The following is a 19769-nucleotide window of genomic DNA, read 5'->3' on the forward strand; positions in this document are numbered from 1 at the left end:
CGAGTGCGCTTTCGTCGGAACGCCGCCCGGAGCAAGCCCGCTCCCACAGGGGAATGCATTACAAATGTGGGAGCGGCGGTGCGACGATTCGACTTGCTCGCGAAAGCAGCACATTCAACATCAATCCCGAAGCTTACTCGCTGTAAATCATCTTCTTGGTCATGCCGCCATCGACCACGAACTCCTGGCCGGTGACAAACCCGGCGTTCCTCGACAGCAGCCAGGTCACCATCGCCGCGACATCCTCGACCGTCCCTACCCTGCCCGCCGGATGCTGGGCATGATCGGCTTCGCTCAATGGTTCGGCACGTCGCACCGAGGGGTCGCGCGCATCGATCCAGCCAGGGCTGACGGCATTGACCCGAATCTCCGGGCCAAGGCTGATGGCCAACGCATGCGTCAGGGCCAACAAGCCGCCCTTGCTCGCCGCATAGGCCTCTGTGTCGGGTTCCGACTGCCCGGCGCGGGTCGAGGCCAGATTGACGATGGCACCGCTGTGAGCGCGCAGGTACGGCGCACAGTGCTTGGCCAGCAGCATCGGCCCACTGAGGTTCACCGCCAACACCCGATTCCAGTGGACCAGGTCGAGGCTTTCCAGGGTGATGTTGTGCGGATCGGCAACCGCTGCGTTGCATACCAGCGCATCCAGGCGCCCGAACTGGCCGAGCACCTCGGCCACGCCCAGCGCGACTTGCCCTTCATTCGAGACATCCATGGCGATGAACCAAGCGTTATCGCCCAGCACTTTCGCCACTTTCGAACCGCGCTCCCGGTCCAGGTCCGTCAGCACGACTTGCCAGCCTTCGCTGATCAGCCAGGCCGAGATCCCCAGGCCAATACCCCGCGCAGCACCGGTCACCAGCGCTACGCGGCCATTTGAGCCGGTGGTCGGCACAGGCAACTCGATCACAACGCTGCCAGGCCGCGCGCCAGATCGGCTTGCAGGTCCGCCACGTCTTCCAGGCCGACCGCAACGCGGATCAGGCTGTCACGAATGCCCGCCGCTTCACGCTCCTGCGGCGCCAGGCGACCATGGGAGGTGGTGCTCGGATGGGTGATGGTGGTCTTGCTGTCGCCCAGGTTGGCGGTGATCGAAATCAGGCGCGTGGCATCGATAAAGCGCCAGGCGCCCTCTTTGCCGCCCTTGACCTCAAAACTGACGACCGCACCGAAGCCCTTCTGCTGGCGCAGCGCCAGTTCGTGCTGCGGATGGCTCTTGAGGCCGGCGTAATGGACTTTCTCGATACCTTCCTGCTGCTCCAGCCACTCGGCCAGTTGCTGGGCGTTGGCGCAATGGGCCTTCATCCGCAGGTTCAGGGTTTCCAGGCCCTTGAGGAAGATCCAGGCGTTGAACGGGCTCAGGGTCGGCCCGGCGGTACGCAGGAAGCCAACCACCTCTTTCATTTGCTCGCTACGACCGGCGACCACGCCGCCCATGCAACGGCCCTGGCCGTCGATGAACTTGGTGGCCGAGTGCACGACGATGTCCGCACCCATTTTCAGCGGCTGCTGCAAGGCCGGGGTGCAGAAGCAGTTGTCGACCACCAGCATCGCGCCTTTGGCGTGAGCGATTTTCGACAGTTCGGCGATGTCTACCAATTCGGCCAGCGGATTGGATGGCGACTCGACGAACAGCAATTTGGTGTTGGATTTGATCGCCGCATCCCAACCGGACAAGTCCGCCAGGGCCACGTAATCGACTTCGATGCCGAAGCGTTTGAAGTACTTTTCGAACAGGCTGATGGTCGAGCCGAATACGCTGCGCGACACCAGCACATGATCACCGGCGCTGCACAGGCTCATGACCACGGCCATGATGGCCGCCATGCCGGTGGCCGTGGCCACGGCCTGCTCAGCGCCTTCCAGCGCGGCGATGCGCTCTTCGAACGCGCGTACGGTCGGGTTGGTGTAGCGCGAGTAAACGTTGCCCGGCACTTCCCCGGCAAAACGCGCGGCGGCGTCGGCAGCGGTGCGGAATACATAGCTGGAAGTGAAGAACATCGGATCACCGTGTTCGCCTTCCGGCGTACGGTGCTGACCGGCGCGTACGGCCAGGGTATCGAACGCTACACCTTCGAGGTCGCTGTCCAGCCGACCGGCATCCCATTCCTGACTCATGCTGTCACTCCTTGCCCTGCTCTTGATAGATGAAAGTCTTTTTGCCAGATACAAAACCGGCCCCTCAGGGCCGGTAGAAACTCAGTTGTTGTACAGATCAATGATCGCACTGACTGCCTGCGTCTTGACCTTGGAGGCATCGTTGCGTGCCTGCTCGATCTTGTTCAGGTAAGCCTCGTCGACGTCGCCGGTGACGTACTGGCCGTCGAACACCGCGCAATCGAACTTGTCGATCTTGATCTTGCCGCCACCGACCGCTTCGATCAAGTCAGGCAGGTCCTGATAGATCAGCCAGTCGGCGCCGATCAGGTCAGCCACGTCCTGGGTCGAACGGTTGTGGGCGATCAGTTCGTGAGCGCTCGGCATGTCGATGCCGTAGACGTTCGGGTAGCGAACCGCTGGCGCCGCGGAGCAGAAGTAGACGTTCTTGGCGCCGGCTTCGCGGGCCATCTGGATGATCTGCTTGCAAGTAGTACCGCGAACGATGGAGTCGTCCACCAGCATCACGTTCTTGCCGCGGAATTCCAGCTCGATGGCGTTGAGCTTCTGGCGTACGGATTTTTTCCGCGCAGCCTGGCCCGGCATGATGAAGGTCCGGCCGATGTAGCGGTTCTTCACGAAGCCTTCGCGGAACTTCACGCCCAGGTGGTTCGCCAGCTCCAGCGCGGCGGTGCGGCTGGTGTCCGGAATCGGGATGACCACGTCGATGTCGTGATCCGGACGCTCGCGCAGGATCTTCTCGGCCAGTTTTTCACCCATGCGCAGGCGGGCCTTGTAGACCGACACGCCGTCGATGATCGAATCCGGACGCGCCAGGTAGACGTGTTCGAAGATGCACGGCGTCAGGGACGGGTTGGTCGCGCACTGACGGGTGTACAGCTTGCCCTCTTCAGTGATGTAGACCGCTTCGCCGGGTGCCAGGTCGCGAATCAGGGTGAAGCCGAGCACGTCCAGGGAAACGCTTTCCGAGGCGATCATGTACTCGACGCCTTCGTCGGTGTGACGCTGGCCGAAAACGATCGGGCGGATGCCGTGCGGATCGCGGAAGCCGACGATGCCGTAGCCGGTGATCATCGCTACGACGGCATAACCACCGACGCAACGGTTGTGCACGTCGGTGACGGCGGCGAAAACGTCTTCTTCGGTCGGCTGCAACTTGCCGCGCTGGGCCAGTTCGTGCGCGAACACGTTGAGCAGCACTTCCGAATCGGAACTGGTGTTGACATGGCGCAAGTCAGATTCGTAAATCTCCTTGGCCAGTTGTTCAACGTTGGTCAGGTTACCGTTGTGCGCCAGGGTGATGCCGTAAGGCGAGTTGACGTAAAACGGTTGAGCTTCGGCCGACGTCGAGCTGCCTGCGGTTGGATAACGCACATGGCCAATGCCCATGTGACCGACCAGGCGCTGCATGTGACGTTGCTGGAACACGTCACGCACCAGGCCGTTGTCCTTGCGCAGGAATAACCGGCCATCATGGCTGGTCACGATACCGGCAGCGTCCTGGCCGCGGTGCTGGAGGACGGTTAGCGCGTCATACAGCGCCTGATTGACGTTCGACTTACCGACGATACCGACGATGCCACACATGCGACGCAACCCCTACTTAATGGATCTGAACTGAGCACTACTCACTGAGGCGTTTTGGCCATCGGCAAGAGTTGCTCCTTGAACGGAATATCAGCGGGTACGCTGATTCCGCTGGCAAGCCACTGACTGCTCCACCCGAGGATCAGGTTTTTGGACCAGTCTGCAACCAATAGAAATTTTGGCACGAGCTGTGACTCTTTCCACCACCCGTCCTGCTGTACCGGCCCCAGGCTCAACAGCCCGACGGCGATGACCACCAGCAACCCGCCACGCGCGGCGCCGAAGGCCATGCCGAGGAATCGGTCGGTCCCGGAGAGCCCGGTGACGCGAACCAGTTCGCCGATAAGATAATTGATCATTGCGCCTACGATTAAAGTGGCGACAAACATGATGGCACAGCCCGTGATTATACGTGCCGATGGCGTTTGAATGTACCCGCCGAGGTACTCGGACAGTGAGCCACCGAACATCCAGGCTACGACTCCTGCGATGATCCAGGTCAGCAGCGACAGTGCTTCTGTGACGAAGCCGCGGCTCAGACTGATCAATGCGGAGATGGCGACGATTGCAACGATCGCCCAGTCAACCCAGGTAAATGGCACAGTGCAGCCTACAGACGGATAAGGCGGCGCATTTTAGCAGAGCCCGTGCTTATCGGTAAGCTGCGATTGTCTGTGCATTTCAAATCGGGGCGATAGTTTTAGCCACGTTCTGGCTGAAAGCGCACGACAAACCCCTTGAGGTTCTGCTGGCGGTTCAGCAAGTCACGCAGCCGGTCGGCTTCAGCACGCTCGATCAGCGGCCCGACAAACACCCGGTTTTTGCCGTCGGCGGTACGGATGTAGGCGTTGTAACCCTGGCTGCGCAGGGTTTTCTGAAGCTTTTCTGCGCTTTCACGATTCGACAGGCTGGCCAGTTGCACCGACCAGCTGACAGACAAACCATTGGCATCGACACGGCTTTGCGTGGTGTCCGGCTTGCCCGGTGCCGCCGTGATGGGCTGGGCAGGCGCTGTCGCAGGTTTAGCCGCCAGAGCCGGGACCGGCGCGGGTGCAGCCGGCTTGGCTGCTGGCGCTGGAGCCGCAGGCGCCGGGACCACCGGCGCAGTTGGCACCGCCGATTCCTGCTGGGCGATTTCGTCATCGCTCGGCACGGGTTCCTGAGGCAAGGCTTGCGGTTCAGGCACCACCACGGGCTCGACCTGTACCTGGGGCATCGCTGGCGCCTGCGGAGCCGCAGGCGCTTCGACCGTCACCTGGCGCTGTTCGTCCTGGCGGGAAAACAGCATCGGCAGAAAAATCACCGCCAGCGCGACCAACACCAGGGCGCCAACCATGCGCTGCTTGTATGCCTTATCCAGCAATGCCATTCGCCGCGTCCTCCGTGGAGCGCCGGGCCAGCCATTCAAGGGCCTCGGCGACACAATAAAATGATCCGAACAACAGAATTTCGTCGTCGCTCGTAGCCTGCGCGCACTGCCCTTCCAGGGCGGCCGCGACACTGTCGTATGACGCGACCGAAGCCCCAAGGCCTTGCAGCGCGTCGTGCAAATCCGCAACCGAACGCGCCCGAGGCGAATCCAGAGGTGCGACAGCCCAGTGCTGGACACTAGCATTCAATTCGCCGACAACACCACCCAGGTCTTTGTCCGCCAGCAGCCCGAACACCGCCAGACGCTTGCCGACCGGCGGACGACTGGCCAGGCGACGAGCCAGATACTCCGCCGCATGGGGGTTATGCCCCACATCCAGCAATAGATTCAAGCGTTTGCCTTGCCACTCGAACTCGCGGCGATCCAGGCGACCGACCACCCGGGTGGCCCGTAGCGCCTCGATAATCTGCGCATCCACCCAAGGCAAGCCGAGCAGCAGGTACGCCTGCAACGCCAGTGCAGCGTTTTCCATCGGCAGATCGAGCAGTGGCAGGTCGCGCAGTTCAACCGCACGCCCTTGCGCATCGACACCACGCCACTGCCAGTTGTGATCGGTGACGCCGAGATCAAAATCGCGCCCACGCAGGAAAAACCGGCAATTGAGCTCGCGCGCCTTGTCCAGCAACGGTTGTGGAGGATTCAGATCGCCGCAGAGCGCAGGCGCGCCTTGGCGGAAGATACCGGCCTTCTCGAAGGCCACGGACTCTCGGGTATCACCGAGGTAATCCGCATGATCGACGCCAATACTGGTGACCAGCGCCATGTCGGCGTCCACCACGTTGACCGTGTCCAGGCGGCCGCCCAGACCAACTTCCAGCACCACTGCATCGAGCCCGGAGCGCTGGAACAGCCAGAATGCCGCCAGAGTGCCCATTTCGAAGTAAGTCAGGGAAGTGTCGCCGCGCCCGGCCTCTACCGCGGCAAAGGCCTCGCACAGCTCGGCGTCCGTGGCTTCGAAGCCATTGACCGTTACCCGCTCGTTGTAACGTAGCAGGTGTGGGGAGTTGTAAACCCCCACTTTCAAGCCCTGGGCTCGTAGCAAGGACGCCACGAACGCACAGGTGGAACCCTTGCCGTTGGTCCCGGTGACCGTGATCACCCGAGGCGCCGGCTTGCCCAGTCCCATGCGGGACGCTACCTGCTGCGACCGCTCCAGGCCCATGTCGATGGCCGAAGGGTGCAACTGCTCAAGGTAGGCGAGCCATTCGCCAAGGGTACGTTGGGTCATAGGCTGGCGGGTACCGGTGGAACCACGATCGGCTCGATGGGTGCAGCCACGAACTGCGGCGTCGGCAGGCCCATCATTTGCGCCAGCAGGTTGCCCAGGCGCGGGCGCAGTTCCTGACGGTCGATGATCATGTCGATGGCACCGTGTTCCAGCAGGAACTCGCTGCGCTGGAAGCCTTCCGGCAGTTTTTCACGCACGGTCTGCTCGATCACGCGCGGACCGGCAAAACCGATCAACGCCTTCGGCTCGCCGACGATCACGTCGCCCAGCATCGCCAGACTGGCGGAAACGCCGCCGTAGACCGGATCGGTCAACACGGAGATGAACGGGATGCCTTCTTCACGCAGACGAGCCAGCACCGCGGAGGTCTTGGCCATTTGCATCAGGGAAATCAGCGCTTCCTGCATCCGCGCACCGCCGGAAGCGGCGAAGCAGATCATCGGGCAACGTTTTTCCAGGGCGTAGTTGGCGGCGCGCACGAAACGCTCACCGACGATGGCGCCCATCGAACCGCCCATGAAGGAAAACTCGAACGCCGAAACCACGACCGGCATGCCCAGCAAGGTGCCGCTCATGGAAACCAGTGCGTCTTTTTCGCCAGTCTGCTTTTGTGCAGCGGTCAGGCGGTCCTTGTACTTCTTGCCGTCGCGGAATTTCAGACGGTCAACCGGCTCCAGGTCTGCACCCAGCTCGGCACGACCTTCAACGTCGAGGAAGATGTCGATACGGGCGCGGGCGCCGATACGCATGTGATGGTTGCACTTGGGGCAAACGTCCAGGGTCTTTTCCAACTCCGGACGATACAGCACAGCCTCGCAAGACGGGCATTTGTGCCAAAGACCTTCAGGCACCGAGCTCTTCTTGACCTCGGAACGCATGATCGAAGGGATCAGTTTGTCTACTAACCAGTTGCTCATGCTTTCTTTCTCCAGTACCGGTGGCCCGAACGCTCTGGTTCGCAGCCCCGTGTATGCCCTAGCGCTAAATTCATGTGTGCGAAGAGGGTCGATGGACTGCCACGGTCAGCGCGAAACATGACCTGCGTGCAACCACAATCCCTCGGATCTGCCTGCTGTGTGCAGTGCATCCGCTTTGTACAGTGCAGTGGACGGCGGCAGTCTGCCAGCCGTCACATCAACAGGTGCTACCGCGTACCGCTTTGATAAATGCCTGAATCCTTGCGTGATCCTTGATGCCCTTGCTCGCCTCGACCCCGCCGCTGACATCCACGGCATAAGGCCGGACGCGGGCAATCGCTTCGGCGACGTTATCCGGCGTCAGACCGCCCGCCAGAATGATCGGCTTGCTCAAGCCTTGCGGTATCAGTGACCAGTCAAACGCCTCGCCGGTTCCTCCGGGAACGCCTTCGACATAGGTATCGAGCAGGATTGCGCTGGCACTGGCATAAGCATCACAGGCCGCGGCGATGTCATCACCCGCCTTGACCCGCAGCGCCTTGATGTACGGACGATGCCAACCTTCGCACTCGGCCGCGCTTTCATCGCCGTGAAATTGCAGCAGGTCCAGGGGCACCGCGTCGAGGATTTCACCCAATTCGCAACGGCTCGCATTGACGAACAAGCCCACGGTGGTCACGAACGGCGGCAGCGCCTTGATGATCGAGCGCGCCTGCTGGAACGTCACCGCACGGGGGCTTTTGGCGTAGAACACGAATCCGATGGCATCCGCCCCGGCCTCGACGGCTGCCAACGCATCCTCTATGCGGGTAATCCCACAGATCTTGCTGCGAACGGCTGACATGTCGACACAACTCCAAGACAAATCCGGGAAAGTCCCGGATGGTAACAAAAGCATTCGAGGGCGTCAGCCGCCAAGTTCCGAGAAACCGGTCAGGAAGTGTGGACCGATGTAACGCTCGGGCAATTGGAACTCGTCACGGTACTCGACCTGAACCAGATACAAACCGAATGGATGCGCGGTCACGCCACCGGTCCGTCGAATCCGGCTTTCCAGCACCTCTTTCATCCACTCCACCGGACGCTCTCCGGCGCCAATGGTCATCAGCACGCCGGCAATGTTGCGCACCATGTGATGCAGGAAGGCGCTGGCGCGAATATCCAGCACGATCATCTTGCCGTGACGGGTGACGCGCAGGTGATGCAGTTCCTTGATCGGCGACTTGGCCTGGCACTGGCCGGCGCGAAAAGCACTGAAATCATGGGTGCCGAGCAGGTATTGAGCGGCCTCGGCCATGCGCTCGACGTCCAGCGGACGGTGATTCCAGGTGACTTCTTCGTTCAGGTGCGCCGGGCGGATCTGATCGTTGTAGATCACGTAGCGATAACGCCGGGCAATGGCCTTGAACCGCGCATGGAAATGCGCCGGCATGACCTTGGCCCAACTGACACTGACGTCGTGGGGCAAGTTGATGTTGGCGCCCATGGTCCAGGCCTTCATCGAACGCTCGACCTGGGTGTCGAAATGCACCACCTGTCCGCAGGCATGCACCCCGGCGTCGGTACGCCCGGCACACATCAGCGAAACGGGTGAGTCGGCGACTTTGGACAAGGCGTTTTCGAGGGTTTCCTGCACGGTGAGCACCCCGGACGCCTGGCGCTGCCAGCCACGGTAGCGCGAGCCTTTGTATTCGACGCCCAGCGCGATCCGGAAAAAGCCGTCGGCTGCCATTTCGGCGGCCGGGTTATCTATATTTGCCAAGGAGGGACAGCCTGATGATGTACCAAAGGCGGGCATTATAAGGCCGCCGGGCGGGGATGCCAGAGGGATCTCCTTTGACTGCACCGGCCTCATCGCGGGCAAGCCCGCTCCCACAGGTTTTGTGGGCAACATAAATCACTGTGGGAGCGGGCTTGCCCGCGATGAGGCCCGAGCAAACAACATCAATTCATGGACCAAACAAAAACGGCAGCCTCAATGGGCTGCCGTTCTGTTTACAACCTACCGATCACTCAAGCCAGGCGCGAAAGCATTTCCTCGGCTTCACTCTTCTGCTCGGCACTGCCTTCGCTCACCACCTCATTGAGGATGTCGCGAGCACCGTCGCTGTCGCCCATGTCGATATAGGCCTGGGCCAGATCGAGCTTGGTAGCGGCTTCGTCAGTACCCGAGAGGAAGTCGAAGTCATCATCGTCACCCAGTGCTGCATCAGCTTCGGTAAACGTCGGCTCGCCGATACTGCTGGACAAGCTCTCCAGCTCGGCGTTGACATCATCCAGCTCGGCTGCGAACGCATCCGGCGCGTCCATTTCGTCGGCCAGCGACAGATCGAAATCGGCCGGCAATTCCAGGTCATCCAGCGCGACCTCGGGAATAGCCGGGGTTTCGGCGACCGGAAAATCCTTCACGCCTTCGTCCAGATCCAGCAGGAAATCGTCTTCAGCCAGTATCGCCGGCAACGGTTCTGCACCGAGATCCAGGTCCAGATCGAAGTCCGACAGATCGTCGAGGTTTTCCTTGATTTCAGTCTGTTGCTGCAACACCGATTCAAAACTCAGATCGTCATCCAGCGGGAACTCGTCCAGGCCTGCCAGCGCCGCCACTTCGGGCTCCGGCGCAGGTGCAGGTGCCACAGGCGTAATCGCGTCCAGATCATCCAGGCTCAGGTCGAAGGCGCTGTCGAGGTCATCCTCGAACGACGCTGGCTCTGGTTCTGGTTCTGGTTCTGGCGCCGGTGCTTGCGGCTCATCGAGCAACAGATCCTTGACGTATTGCGCGTCCAGCTCGGCAGCAACGGCGGCTGCGGCGATGCCACCGGCAGCCACCAGCGCCATGGCCGGGAAGCGGCTTTTGAGTTTTTCAACCTGGGCGAAGTTGTCGCCATTGGCCACCAACTGACGCTCCTGGCCGACGAACGCATCGCGGTCGCCTTGCTGGCCGTAGACTTCCATCAGTTTCAAGCGCAAGTCGCTGCGCTTCGACTCTTGCTTGACGCCGTCCTCCAGCAACGCGGCAGCCTGGTTCAGGCGACCGGCATTGATGTGCGATTGAGCCTGGCCCAGCACGTCGTCGGAACGCTCGGCGGCCGGAGCCACCAATGGTGCGGCAATCGGCGTGGTCATCACCACCGGAGCAACCACCGGCGCTGGCGCGGGAGCAGGCGTCGGGGCAGTCGCCAGCTTCACACTCGGCGACGGAACTTCAAGGCCTTCGAAGCTGCTTTCCGGCAAGTCGAAATCGGCCGGGAACGGCTGTTCTTCGGCCAGGGCACGGGCCATGCGCATATGCTTTTCGGCTTCTTGCTGGGCTTTGCGGCGGCGCGCCAGCAACAGCAGCAGGAGCAGCAGAATCACCGCACCGCCACCCACCAGGCCGAGCAGCGCCGGATTGGTCAGCAACTCATTGAATTTCTGATCGTCGGATGCTGCCGGTGTCGCCTCAACGGGCTTCTCGGCCGGCGCCGCAGTTGCCTCGGGCGCTGGTGCAGTGTCAGCCGGACCAGGCGCTGCCGGGGTGGCAGCCAGCTCGGCCGACATCGCCGGAGCTGTCGCAGCCGCTGGTGCACCCGCAGCGCCCTCGGCCTGCAACTTGGCCAGTTGATTGTTCTTCAACTCGATCAGGCGTTGCAGCTTGTCCACCTGGCTTTGCAGATCGGTCATGCGGCTTTGCAGTTCGGCGTTATCACGACGGCTGCTGTCGAGGCTTTCCTGGGTCACCGCCAGCTTGTTGCTGAGGGCCTTGGCATCTCCGGCAGCCCCTTTGCCACGGCTCTTGCCGGACTCGGCAGACACCAGGCTCAGCTTGTCGGTGGTCGCTTGCGCCGGAGCACCATCGGTACGAGCGCGACTGGTGGCGTCAAGCTGTTGCTGCCCTGCCCCGGGTTTCGCCACGTAGCGACGCCCCTGGCGCCATGCGGTGTTCTGCGCAGCCACTTCGGCAATGGCCTTGGCTTGCGGCAGGCCCGTGCTCTGTGCCTGGTCCGGCAGGCGCAGCACCTGGCCGGTTTTCAAGCGGTTGATGTTGCCGTCGATAAAGGCATCCGGGTTCAGCGCCTGGATGGCCAGCATGGTTTGCTGGATCGAACCGCCATTACGCGCCTTCGCGGCGATTTCCCACAGGGTATCGCGCGGCGTGGTGGTGTATTGGGACGGTTTGGTCGCACCGGTGACGGGCGCGGCAACCGTTGACGTCGGTTGCGCAGCCGCTTCAGCGGTTTGCGGAGAGAATTTGGACGGATCGAGCAGCACACTGTAGTCGCGCAGCAAACGACCGTTCGGCCACATGACCTGAACCAGGAACTTCACCATGGGTTCGGAAAGTGGTTTGCTGGAGGTCACGCGCAGGATGCTTTTGCCGCTGGCGTTGAGCACCGGGGTGAAGGTCAAGTCGTTGAGAAACGCCTGGCGGTCGACACCGGCCTTGGCGAAATCGTCTGGTGAGGCCAGGCTCGGCACCACTTCGGCGGCGGTGAGATCCTTGACATCGAGCAGCTCGATTTCCGCTACCAGCGGCTGGTTGAGCGTCGATTTCAGGGTCAACTCCCCGAGCCCGAGGGCATGCGCCATACCGGAGGACAGCGCCGAGGCGGCCGCTATTGCTAACACCAGTTTGCGAACTTGAACCATTAGCTCATCCTTAGTTTGAACATTCCTCGGCCAGCGAGAAGGTATTGATAGTCGCTGCCGTAAGACATTGCGCGCAACGGCGAGGGTCGTCGCGCGCGGTCATTTCATTGATGCCCGGCAAAGCCCTGCAGAGTGGCTCTGCCTTCAGCACTCCGGCAAGCATAGGCTCGCGCGGAATCATTCGACAAATTGTTGCAAAGTATCTTTTACAGCAGGTCTTTAAGCAACAACTCGGCCAGCTGCACAGCGTTGAGCGCTGCGCCTTTGCGTACGTTATCTGACGTCAGCCACAGATTAAGTTCCGACGGGTCGTCGATACCCTGGCGAACACGACCAACGTAGACCACATCCTGCCCTACCGCATCGCCCACCGGGGTCGGGTAATCGCCGGCCTCCACCAGCTCGATGCCGGGTGCGTCTTCCAGGGCTGCATTGATTTTTGACAGGTCGATTTCACTCGCGGACTGCAGGGTCACGCTATAGCTATCGCCAAAAAACACCGGGGCTTGAATGCAAGTGACGGAAATCTTCAATGAAGGCCGCGCCATGACCTGACGCAGCTCACGCACCAGGCGTTTTTCCAGCAACGTATGACCTTGCTCATCCGGCTTGCCGACCTGGGCCAACAGGTTGAAGGCCATCTGCCGATCAAAGAATTTTGGCTCCAGCGGCCGCACATTCAGCAGCTCGGCGGTCTGCCGGGCGAGCTCGCTCACGGCTTCGCGACCCTGGGCCGATACCGCGAGGCTGGCGGTCAGGCTGATGCGCTGCAAATCGAGCAAATCCATCAATGGTGCGAGCACCACCGCCAGGGTAGTGGCCGACGGGCTTGGACTGCTGACCTGAAAGGGTTTTTTCAAGCCGGCCAACACCTGGGCGTTGGCCTCAGGCACGACCTGTGGCGCCTTTTCGGCCGGCAGGGCACCGGAGAGATCGATCACCGAGCAACCGGCGTCTGTCGCCCGGGAAGCATAACTCAACGAGACCGCCGGGCCGGCGGCAAAGAATGCCAACTGCACCTTGCTGAAGTCGAACTCATCGACCTCCCGCACCCGCACGTTCTTGCCGCGAAACGGCACCGAACTGCCGGCGGATTCGCTGCTGGCCAACAGGTGCAGGTTGCCGATCGGGAAATCGCGCTCTTCGAGAATCTGCACGAGTGTTTCGCCGACAGTACCGGTGGCGCCGATCACGGCAATATCAATGGACTGGCTCATGGTTTGACCTCTGGCGAAACGGGGGGAGCGGCACTTTACCGGGTGGGTGGGATACAGGCAATTCTGCCGGGCCTTGTGGGGCCTGTGATGGCCCCTTCGCGAGCAAGCCCGCTCCCACATTTGATCCCATGAGCACCGGAGATCAAATGTGGGAGCGGGCTTGCTCGCGAAGACGGCCGACCAGACAACGAAGAAGCCTCAGACTGTCAGGGATAAAAAAACCCGCGCCTCTTTCAAGGCGCGGGTTCTTTCATTGCATCAACCGATCAACGCTCGAGCAGGATCCGCAGCATGCGACGCAGCGGCTCGGCCGCGCCCCACAGCAACTGGTCGCCGACGGTGAACGCGCCGACGAACTGCGAACCCATGTTCAGCTTGCGCAGACGGCCAACCGGGATGTTCAGGGTGCCGGTGACCTTGTTCGGGCTCAGCTCCTGAATGCTGGTCTCACGGCTGTTCGGCACCAGCTTGACCCAAGGGTTGTGCTGGCTGATCAGCCCTTCGATATCGGCGATCGGTACGTCTTTGTTCAGCTTGATGGTCAGCGCCTGGCTGTGGCAGCGCATGGCGCCGATGCGCACGCAGATGCCATCGACCGGAATCGGGCTCTTGAAGCGACCGAGGATCTTGTTGGTCTCGGCCTGGGCTTTCCACTCTTCGCGGCTCTGGCCGTTCGGCAGTTCCTTGTCGATCCACGGGATCAGGCTGCCGGCCAGCGGTACGCCGAAGTTTTCGGTCGGGTACGCGTCGCTGCGCATGGCTTCGGCTACACGACGGTCGATGTCGAGGATCGCGCTGGCCGGATCGGCCAGTTGATCGGCAACAGCGGCGTGGGTCGCGCCCATTTGCTTGATCAGTTCACGCATGTTCTGCGCGCCGGCACCGGAGGCCGCCTGATAGGTCATGGCGCTCATCCACTCCACCAGGCCAGCTTCGAACAGGCCACCGAGGCCCATCAGCATCAGGCTGACGGTGCAGTTGCCGCCGATGTAGTTCTTGGTGCCTGCATCCAGCTGCTGGTCGATCACCTTGCGGTTGACCGGATCCAGAACGATCACCGCGTCATCCTGCATGCGCAGGCTGGAAGCGGCGTCGATCCAGTAACCCTGCCAGCCGGCTTCACGCAGCTTGGGGAAGACTTCGCTGGTGTAGTCGCCACCCTGGCAGGTCAGAATCACGTCGAGGGTTTTCAGCTCTTCAATGCTGTAAGCGTCCTTGAGCGGAGCAATGTCCTTGCCCACGGACGGGCCTTGGCCACCGACATTGGAAGTGGTGAAGAACACCGGCTCGATAAGATCGAAATCCTGCTCTTCCAGCATCCGCTGCATGAGCACGGAACCGACCATACCGCGCCAACCGATCAGACCTACACGTTTCATCGCAACTACACCTTCTTGAAATGTGGGCCGCTACCTTGTCTTGAATTTGGCAGCGGGCCCGAGAGATTACAGATTCCGCAGCGCGGCGACTACTGCGTCACCCATTTCCTGCGTACCGACTTTAGTGCAACCGGCCGACCAGATGTCACCGGTGCGCAAGCCCTGATCCAGCACCAGGCTGACGGCTTTCTCGATGGCATCGGCCGCGGCTTGCTGGTTGAAGCTGTAGCGCAGCATCATCGACACCGACAAAATGGTCGCCAACGGGTTGGCGATGCCCTTGCCCGCGATGTCCGGCGCCGAACCGTGGCACGGCTCGTACATGCCCTTGTTGTTGGTGTCCAGGGACGCCGACGGCAGCATGCCGATCGAACCGGTGAGCATCGAGGCCTGGTCGGACAGGATGTCGCCGAACATGTTGTCGGTGACAATCACGTCGAACTGCTTCGGTGCACGCACCAGCTGCATCGCGGCGTTGTCGACGTACATGTGGCTCAGTTCGACCTCAGGATAATCCTTGGCCACTTGTTCGACCACTTCACGCCACAGTTGGCTGGAGGCCAGTACGTTGGCCTTGTCCACCGAGCACAGTTTCTTGCCACGGACCATGGCCATGTCGAAACCGACACGGGCGATACGGCGGATTTCGCTTTCGCTGTACGGCAGGGTGTCGTAGGACTGACGCTCGCCGTTTTCCAGGGTACGGGTACCGCGTGGCGCGCCGAAGTAGATGCCGCCGGTCAGCTCACGCACGATCAGGATGTCCAGGCCGGCCACGATTTCCGGCTTCAGGCTGGAAGCCTCGGCCAGTTGCGGGTACAGGATCGCCGGACGCAGGTTGCCGAACAGGCCCAGTTGCGCACGGATCTTCAGCAGGCCGCGCTCAGGGCGGATGTCACGCTCGATGGCATCCCATTTCGGGCCGCCAACGGCGCCCAGCAACACGGCGTCGGCCGTACGGGCACGTTCCAGGGTCTCGTCGGCCAACGGCACGCCGTGCTTGTCGATGGCAGCGCCACCGATCACGTCATGGCTCAACTCGAAGCCCAGGGCGAACTTGTCGCTGGCCAGCTCAAGTACTTTAACCGCTTCGGCCATGATTTCCGGGCCAATACCGTCACCTGGGAGAATCAGAATCTGCTTGCTCATGCTTTCCTCATGTCATCAGTCGGTGCGCCCATGGACGCACCCGGAAAAATTCTATCGTTCAGCCATCAGCACCAGTACATCGGTACTGAACGAACCATCGGCCTCAATCTCGAAATATTCGCGTACTTCATTGCCCATCGACTGCTGCAACTCGCGGATCGCCGCGCGCATCACTTCAGGTGTGCGCATGCGCTCGACCCAGCTGTTGTACTCCAGGCGCAAACGCTGACGAGTGGTACTGCGGGTGTGCAGCCCCGCCTCGCTGACCTGGCGCAACCACTCGCCGGCGGAATAATCGCGCACATGGCTGGTGTCGCGCAGCACTTCGACGCTTTGCAGGTAAGTGTCGAACAGCGGGCTACCCGGTGACAACACGTCGACGAACGCCGCGACACCGCCCGGCTTCAAGACTCGACGCACTTCCCGCAGGGCCACGCCCAGATCGCTCCAATGGTGCGCCGAATAACGGCTGAAGACGAAATCGAATTCACCATCGGCGAACGGCAGGCGCTCAGCGGCACCATTGACCGTGGTCACGTTGCTCAAGCCACGATCGACAGCGGCAGCGGTCACCACGTCGAGCATCTGCTGCGACAGGTCGTAGGCCACCACTTCTTTCACCAATGAAGCTACGTGAAAACTCACGTGACCGGCACCGCAGCCAAGGTCCAGGACCCGGGCATCGCCCTGCCCGGCCAGTTCGGCCTGTAGCAGCGCGAATTCAGTGCCTTGAGCGTGGACGGCGCTGCTCAGGTAGGCCGAGGCCTGTTCACCGAATTGCTTCTGGACTACCTGGGTGTGCTGGGCGGTGCTGGTCATAGTTATGTCCTGATATTTGTGTTGTCTGATCTGCCGCCTTCGCGAGCAAGCCCGCTCCCACATTTGAAATGCATTCCAATGTGGGAGCGGGCTTGCTCGCGAAGAGGCCGGCCCTACCTACATCAATTTCGGATCAATCACGCATCGCGAAACAACCACGGCTGGCTCGCACGGTGTTTGGCTTCAAACGTGGCGATCGCCTCGTGGTCCTGCAACGTCAGGCCGATATCGTCCAGGCCATTGAGCAGGCAGTGCTTACGGAACGCGTCAATCTCAAAACTCAACACCTTGCCATCCGGACGGGTCACGGTCTGAGCTTGCAGATCAACCTGCAACTGGTAGCCCGGAGTCGCCTCGACCTGCTGGAACAGCTCATCGACTTCGGCATCGCTCAAGATGATCGGCAGCAAGCCGTTCTTGAAGCTGTTGTTGAAGAAGATGTCGGCATAGCTCGGCGCGATGATGCTGCGGAAACCGTACTCTTCCAGCGCCCACGGCGCGTGTTCACGGCTGGAGCCGCAACCGAAGTTCTCGCGGGCCAGCAATACGCTGGCGCCCTGGTAACGTTCGGCGTTGAGGACGAAGTCCTTGTTCAGCGGACGCTTGGAGTTGTCCTGGTAAGGCTGACCCACATCCAGGTAACGCCACTCATCGAACAGGTTCGGGCCAAAACCCGTGCGCTTGATCGACTTCAGGAATTGCTTCGGGATGATCTGGTCGGTGTCGACGTTGGCACGATCCAAAGGCGCGACAAGTCCAGTGTGCTGGGTAAAAGCTTTCATGCTGCGCTCCTTTAGATCAATTCACGGACGTCGATGAAACGACCGTTCACAGCGGCGGCCGCGGCCATGGCCGGGCTGACGAGATGGGTACGACCACCGGCGCCCTGACGGCCTTCGAAGTTACGGTTGGAGGTCGAAGCGCAGTGCTCGCCGGACTCCAAACGGTCCGGGTTCATCGCCAGGCACATCGAGCAACCCGGCTCGCGCCATTCGAAACCGGCTTCGAGGAAGATCTTGTCCAGGCCTTCCGATTCAGCCTGGGCTTTGACCAGACCCGAGCCTGGCACGACGATGGCCTGCTTGATGGTCGAGGCCACTTTGCGGCCCTTGGCGATCACGGCCGCCGCACGCAAATCTTCGATCCGCGAGTTGGTGCAGGAACCGATGAACACACGGTCGAGCTGAATGTCGGTGATCGCCTGGTTGGCGGTCAGACCCATGTATTTCAAGGCGCGCTCGATGGAACCGCGCTTGACCAGGTCCATTTCCTTGGCAGGATCCGGAACGTTCTGATCAACAGCCAACACCATTTCCGGCGAGGTGCCCCAGCTGACTTGCGGCTTGATATCGGCTGCGTCGAGTTCGACAACGGTGTCGAAGACGGCATCGGCATCGGAAACCAGGTCTTTCCAGGCTTCAACAGCCAGGTCCCATTCCGCGCCTTTCGGAGCAAATGGACGACCCTTGACGTAAGCCACGGTCTTTTCGTCCGCAGCTACCAGGCCTACGCGAGCGCCGGCCTCGATGGACATGTTGCAGATGGTCATGCGGCCTTCGACGGACAGGTCACGAATCGCGCTACCGGCGAACTCGATCGCGTGGCCGTTACCGCCGGCGGTGCCGATCTTGCCGATCACGGCGAGGACGATGTCCTTGGCGGTTACGCCGAACGGCAACTCGCCTTCGACGGACACCAGCATGTTTTTCATCTTTTTGGCGACCAGGCACTGGGTGGCGAGCACATGCTCGACCTCGGAAGTGCCGATACCGTGCGCCAATGCGCCGAATGCGCCGTGGGTCGAGGTGTGGGAGTCGCCGCAGACCACGGTCATGCCCGGCAAGGTTGCGCCCTGCTCCGGGCCGATGACGTGGACGATGCCTTGGCGAACGTCGTTCATCTTGAATTCGACGATGCCGTATTCGTCACAGTTATCGTCGAGGGTCTGCACTTGCAGGCGCGAGACCTGGTCAACGATGGCGTCGATGCCGCCCTTGCGCTCCGGCGTGGTCGGTACGTTGTGGTCCGGGGTAGCGATGTTGGCATCGATGCGCCATGGCTTGCGCCCGGCCAGACGCAGGCCTTCGAAGGCTTGCGGCGAAGTCACTTCGTGAATGATGTGACGATCGATGTAGATCAGCGCCGAGCCATCGTCGCGCTGCTTGACCAAATGCGAATCCCAGAGCTTGTCGTAGAGCGTTTTGCCGGCCATCAGACGGTTCCTCATCAGCTTGTTTCTATGCCCCGGATTTTGAAATGCTCAATAACCCTTTGGCTTGTGAGGCTGATCCTATGGGGTTACATTAAATAACTCAAATTCATATTTTTTATGCTTTGGATAACCAACTGGAATACAACCATGGACTTGGCCAACCTCAATGCTTTTATCGCCATCGCCGAGACCGGAAGCTTCTCCGGCGCCGGCGAACGGCTGCACCTGACCCAGCCCGCGATCAGCAAACGTATCGCCGGGCTGGAGCAGCAATTGAAGGTACGGTTGTTCGATCGCCTGGGTCGTGAAGTGGGCCTGACCGAGGCCGGGCGCGCCCTGCTGCCGCGGGCCTACCAGATACTCAATGTCCTCGATGATACGCGCCGCGCCTTGACCAACCTCACGGGCGAAGTGACCGGTCGTCTGACCCTGGCCACCAGTCACCATATCGGCCTGCACCGTTTGCCACCCTTATTGAGGGAGTTCACCCGACGCTACCCACAAGTGGCGCTGGATATTCAGTTCCTCGATTCGGAAGTGGCCTACGAGGAAATTCTCCATGGCCGTGCCGAATTGGCGGTCATTACCCTGGCGCCGGAACCCCATGCGCTGGTCAAGGCCACCCCGGTGTGGGACGACCCGCTGGATTTCGTGGTTGCCCCGGAGCATTCGTTGCTCAATAACGGCAAAGTCAGCCTGGCGGACATCGCCCGACACCCGGCGGTCTTCCCCGGCGGTAACACCTTTACCCACCACATTGTGCAGCGGCTGTTTGAAGCCCAGGGCCTGACGCCCAACATCGCCATGAGCACCAACTACCTGGAAACCATCAAGATGATGGTCTCGATCGGCCTGGCCTGGAGCGTTTTGCCGCGCACCATGCTCGATGACCAGGTGGCGCGCATACCTTTGCCGGGCATACAGCTCACTCGCCAGCTAGGCTATATCCTGCACACGGAAAGGACGCTGTCGAACGCCGCGCGGGCTTTCATGGCCTTGCTGGATGCTCAACTCGATCCGCCAGGGACTCAAGGCTGACTTGTGCTACTCCTATAGAGCCGCGAACTCCTGTGCCAAACGCCCAT

General features: G+C 61.2%; 17 protein-coding genes. 1 reads left to right on the top strand and 16 read right to left on the bottom strand.

What is annotated here, in order from left to right; all coding sequences use genetic code 11:
* Positions 1–133: 133 nt before the first annotated feature.
* The 16 genes from AC3IT6_RS19340 to leuC form a co-directional block, all read right to left on the bottom strand.
* Positions 134–910, bottom strand: a complete 777-nt coding sequence (locus AC3IT6_RS19340) for an SDR family oxidoreductase (protein WP_489352051.1) — start codon at positions 908–910, stop codon at positions 134–136.
* Positions 907–2118, bottom strand: a complete 1212-nt coding sequence (locus AC3IT6_RS19345; protein WP_489352053.1) for an O-succinylhomoserine sulfhydrylase — start codon at positions 2116–2118, stop codon at positions 907–909. Before AC3IT6_RS19345 ends, AC3IT6_RS19340 begins: the two co-directional genes overlap by 4 nt.
* A gap of 81 nt (positions 2119–2199) precedes the next feature.
* Positions 2200–3705, bottom strand: a complete 1506-nt coding sequence (gene purF / locus AC3IT6_RS19350; protein WP_007975670.1) for an amidophosphoribosyltransferase — start codon at positions 3703–3705, stop codon at positions 2200–2202.
* Positions 3706–3746: 41 nt separating this feature from the next.
* Positions 3747–4307 carry a CvpA family protein gene (locus AC3IT6_RS19355; protein WP_150727110.1) on the bottom strand — a complete coding sequence of 187 codons (561 nt, stop codon included), beginning with the start codon at positions 4305–4307 and terminating at the stop codon, positions 3747–3749.
* Between the two features lie 98 nt (positions 4308–4405).
* The gene (locus AC3IT6_RS19360) at positions 4406–5074 is read right to left on the bottom strand and encodes an SPOR domain-containing protein (protein ID WP_489352056.1); all 669 of its coding nucleotides are present in this window, start codon (positions 5072–5074) and stop codon (positions 4406–4408) included.
* A complete protein-coding gene (gene folC / locus AC3IT6_RS19365; RefSeq protein ID WP_489352058.1) occupies positions 5058–6365 on the bottom strand; it encodes a bifunctional tetrahydrofolate synthase/dihydrofolate synthase in 1308 nt (435 codons plus the stop codon). Before folC ends, AC3IT6_RS19360 begins: the two co-directional genes overlap by 17 nt.
* Positions 6362–7282, bottom strand: a complete 921-nt coding sequence (gene accD, locus AC3IT6_RS19370) for an acetyl-CoA carboxylase, carboxyltransferase subunit beta (RefSeq protein ID WP_489319124.1) — start codon at positions 7280–7282, stop codon at positions 6362–6364. Before accD ends, folC begins: the two co-directional genes overlap by 4 nt.
* A gap of 217 nt (positions 7283–7499) precedes the next feature.
* A complete protein-coding gene (locus tag AC3IT6_RS19375; protein WP_489352060.1) occupies positions 7500–8126 on the bottom strand; it encodes a phosphoribosylanthranilate isomerase in 627 nt (208 codons plus the stop codon).
* A gap of 63 nt (positions 8127–8189) precedes the next feature.
* Positions 8190–9014 carry a tRNA pseudouridine(38-40) synthase TruA gene (gene truA, locus AC3IT6_RS19380; protein WP_095943676.1) on the bottom strand — a complete coding sequence of 275 codons (825 nt, stop codon included), beginning with the start codon at positions 9012–9014 and terminating at the stop codon, positions 8190–8192.
* A gap of 281 nt (positions 9015–9295) precedes the next feature.
* On the bottom strand, positions 9296–11908 hold the full coding sequence (locus tag AC3IT6_RS19385; protein ID WP_489352062.1) for a motility hub landmark protein FimV: 2613 nt from the start codon (positions 11906–11908) through the stop codon (positions 9296–9298).
* 206 nt (positions 11909–12114) lie between these two features.
* Positions 12115–13125: an aspartate-semialdehyde dehydrogenase gene (locus AC3IT6_RS19390; RefSeq protein WP_489352064.1), complete on the bottom strand. Its 1011-nt coding sequence runs from the start codon at positions 13123–13125 to the stop codon at positions 12115–12117.
* A gap of 266 nt (positions 13126–13391) precedes the next feature.
* Positions 13392–14504 (bottom strand): aspartate-semialdehyde dehydrogenase, encoded by a 1113-nt coding sequence (gene asd / locus AC3IT6_RS19395; RefSeq protein WP_007975660.1) that lies wholly within the window; start codon positions 14502–14504, stop codon positions 13392–13394.
* A 66-nt stretch (positions 14505–14570) separates the two neighbouring features.
* Positions 14571–15653, bottom strand: a complete 1083-nt coding sequence (gene leuB, locus AC3IT6_RS19400) for a 3-isopropylmalate dehydrogenase (protein WP_223448403.1) — start codon at positions 15651–15653, stop codon at positions 14571–14573.
* Positions 15654–15704: 51 nt separating this feature from the next.
* The gene (locus AC3IT6_RS19405) at positions 15705–16472 is read right to left on the bottom strand and encodes a class I SAM-dependent methyltransferase (RefSeq protein ID WP_223448402.1); all 768 of its coding nucleotides are present in this window, start codon (positions 16470–16472) and stop codon (positions 15705–15707) included.
* Positions 16473–16609: 137 nt separating this feature from the next.
* A complete protein-coding gene (gene leuD / locus AC3IT6_RS19410; RefSeq protein ID WP_007905962.1) occupies positions 16610–17254 on the bottom strand; it encodes a 3-isopropylmalate dehydratase small subunit in 645 nt (214 codons plus the stop codon).
* Positions 17255–17265: 11 nt separating this feature from the next.
* On the bottom strand, positions 17266–18684 hold the full coding sequence (gene leuC, locus AC3IT6_RS19415; RefSeq protein ID WP_489352068.1) for a 3-isopropylmalate dehydratase large subunit: 1419 nt from the start codon (positions 18682–18684) through the stop codon (positions 17266–17268).
* Positions 18685–18831: 147 nt separating this feature from the next.
* On the opposite strand from leuC, the gene AC3IT6_RS19420 reads away from it, so the two are divergent.
* A complete protein-coding gene (locus tag AC3IT6_RS19420) occupies positions 18832–19722 on the top strand; it encodes a LysR family transcriptional regulator (RefSeq protein ID WP_008047336.1) in 891 nt (296 codons plus the stop codon).
* Positions 19723–19769: the final 47 nt, after the last annotated feature.

The organism is Pseudomonas sp. KH_017, assembly GCF_057840285.1.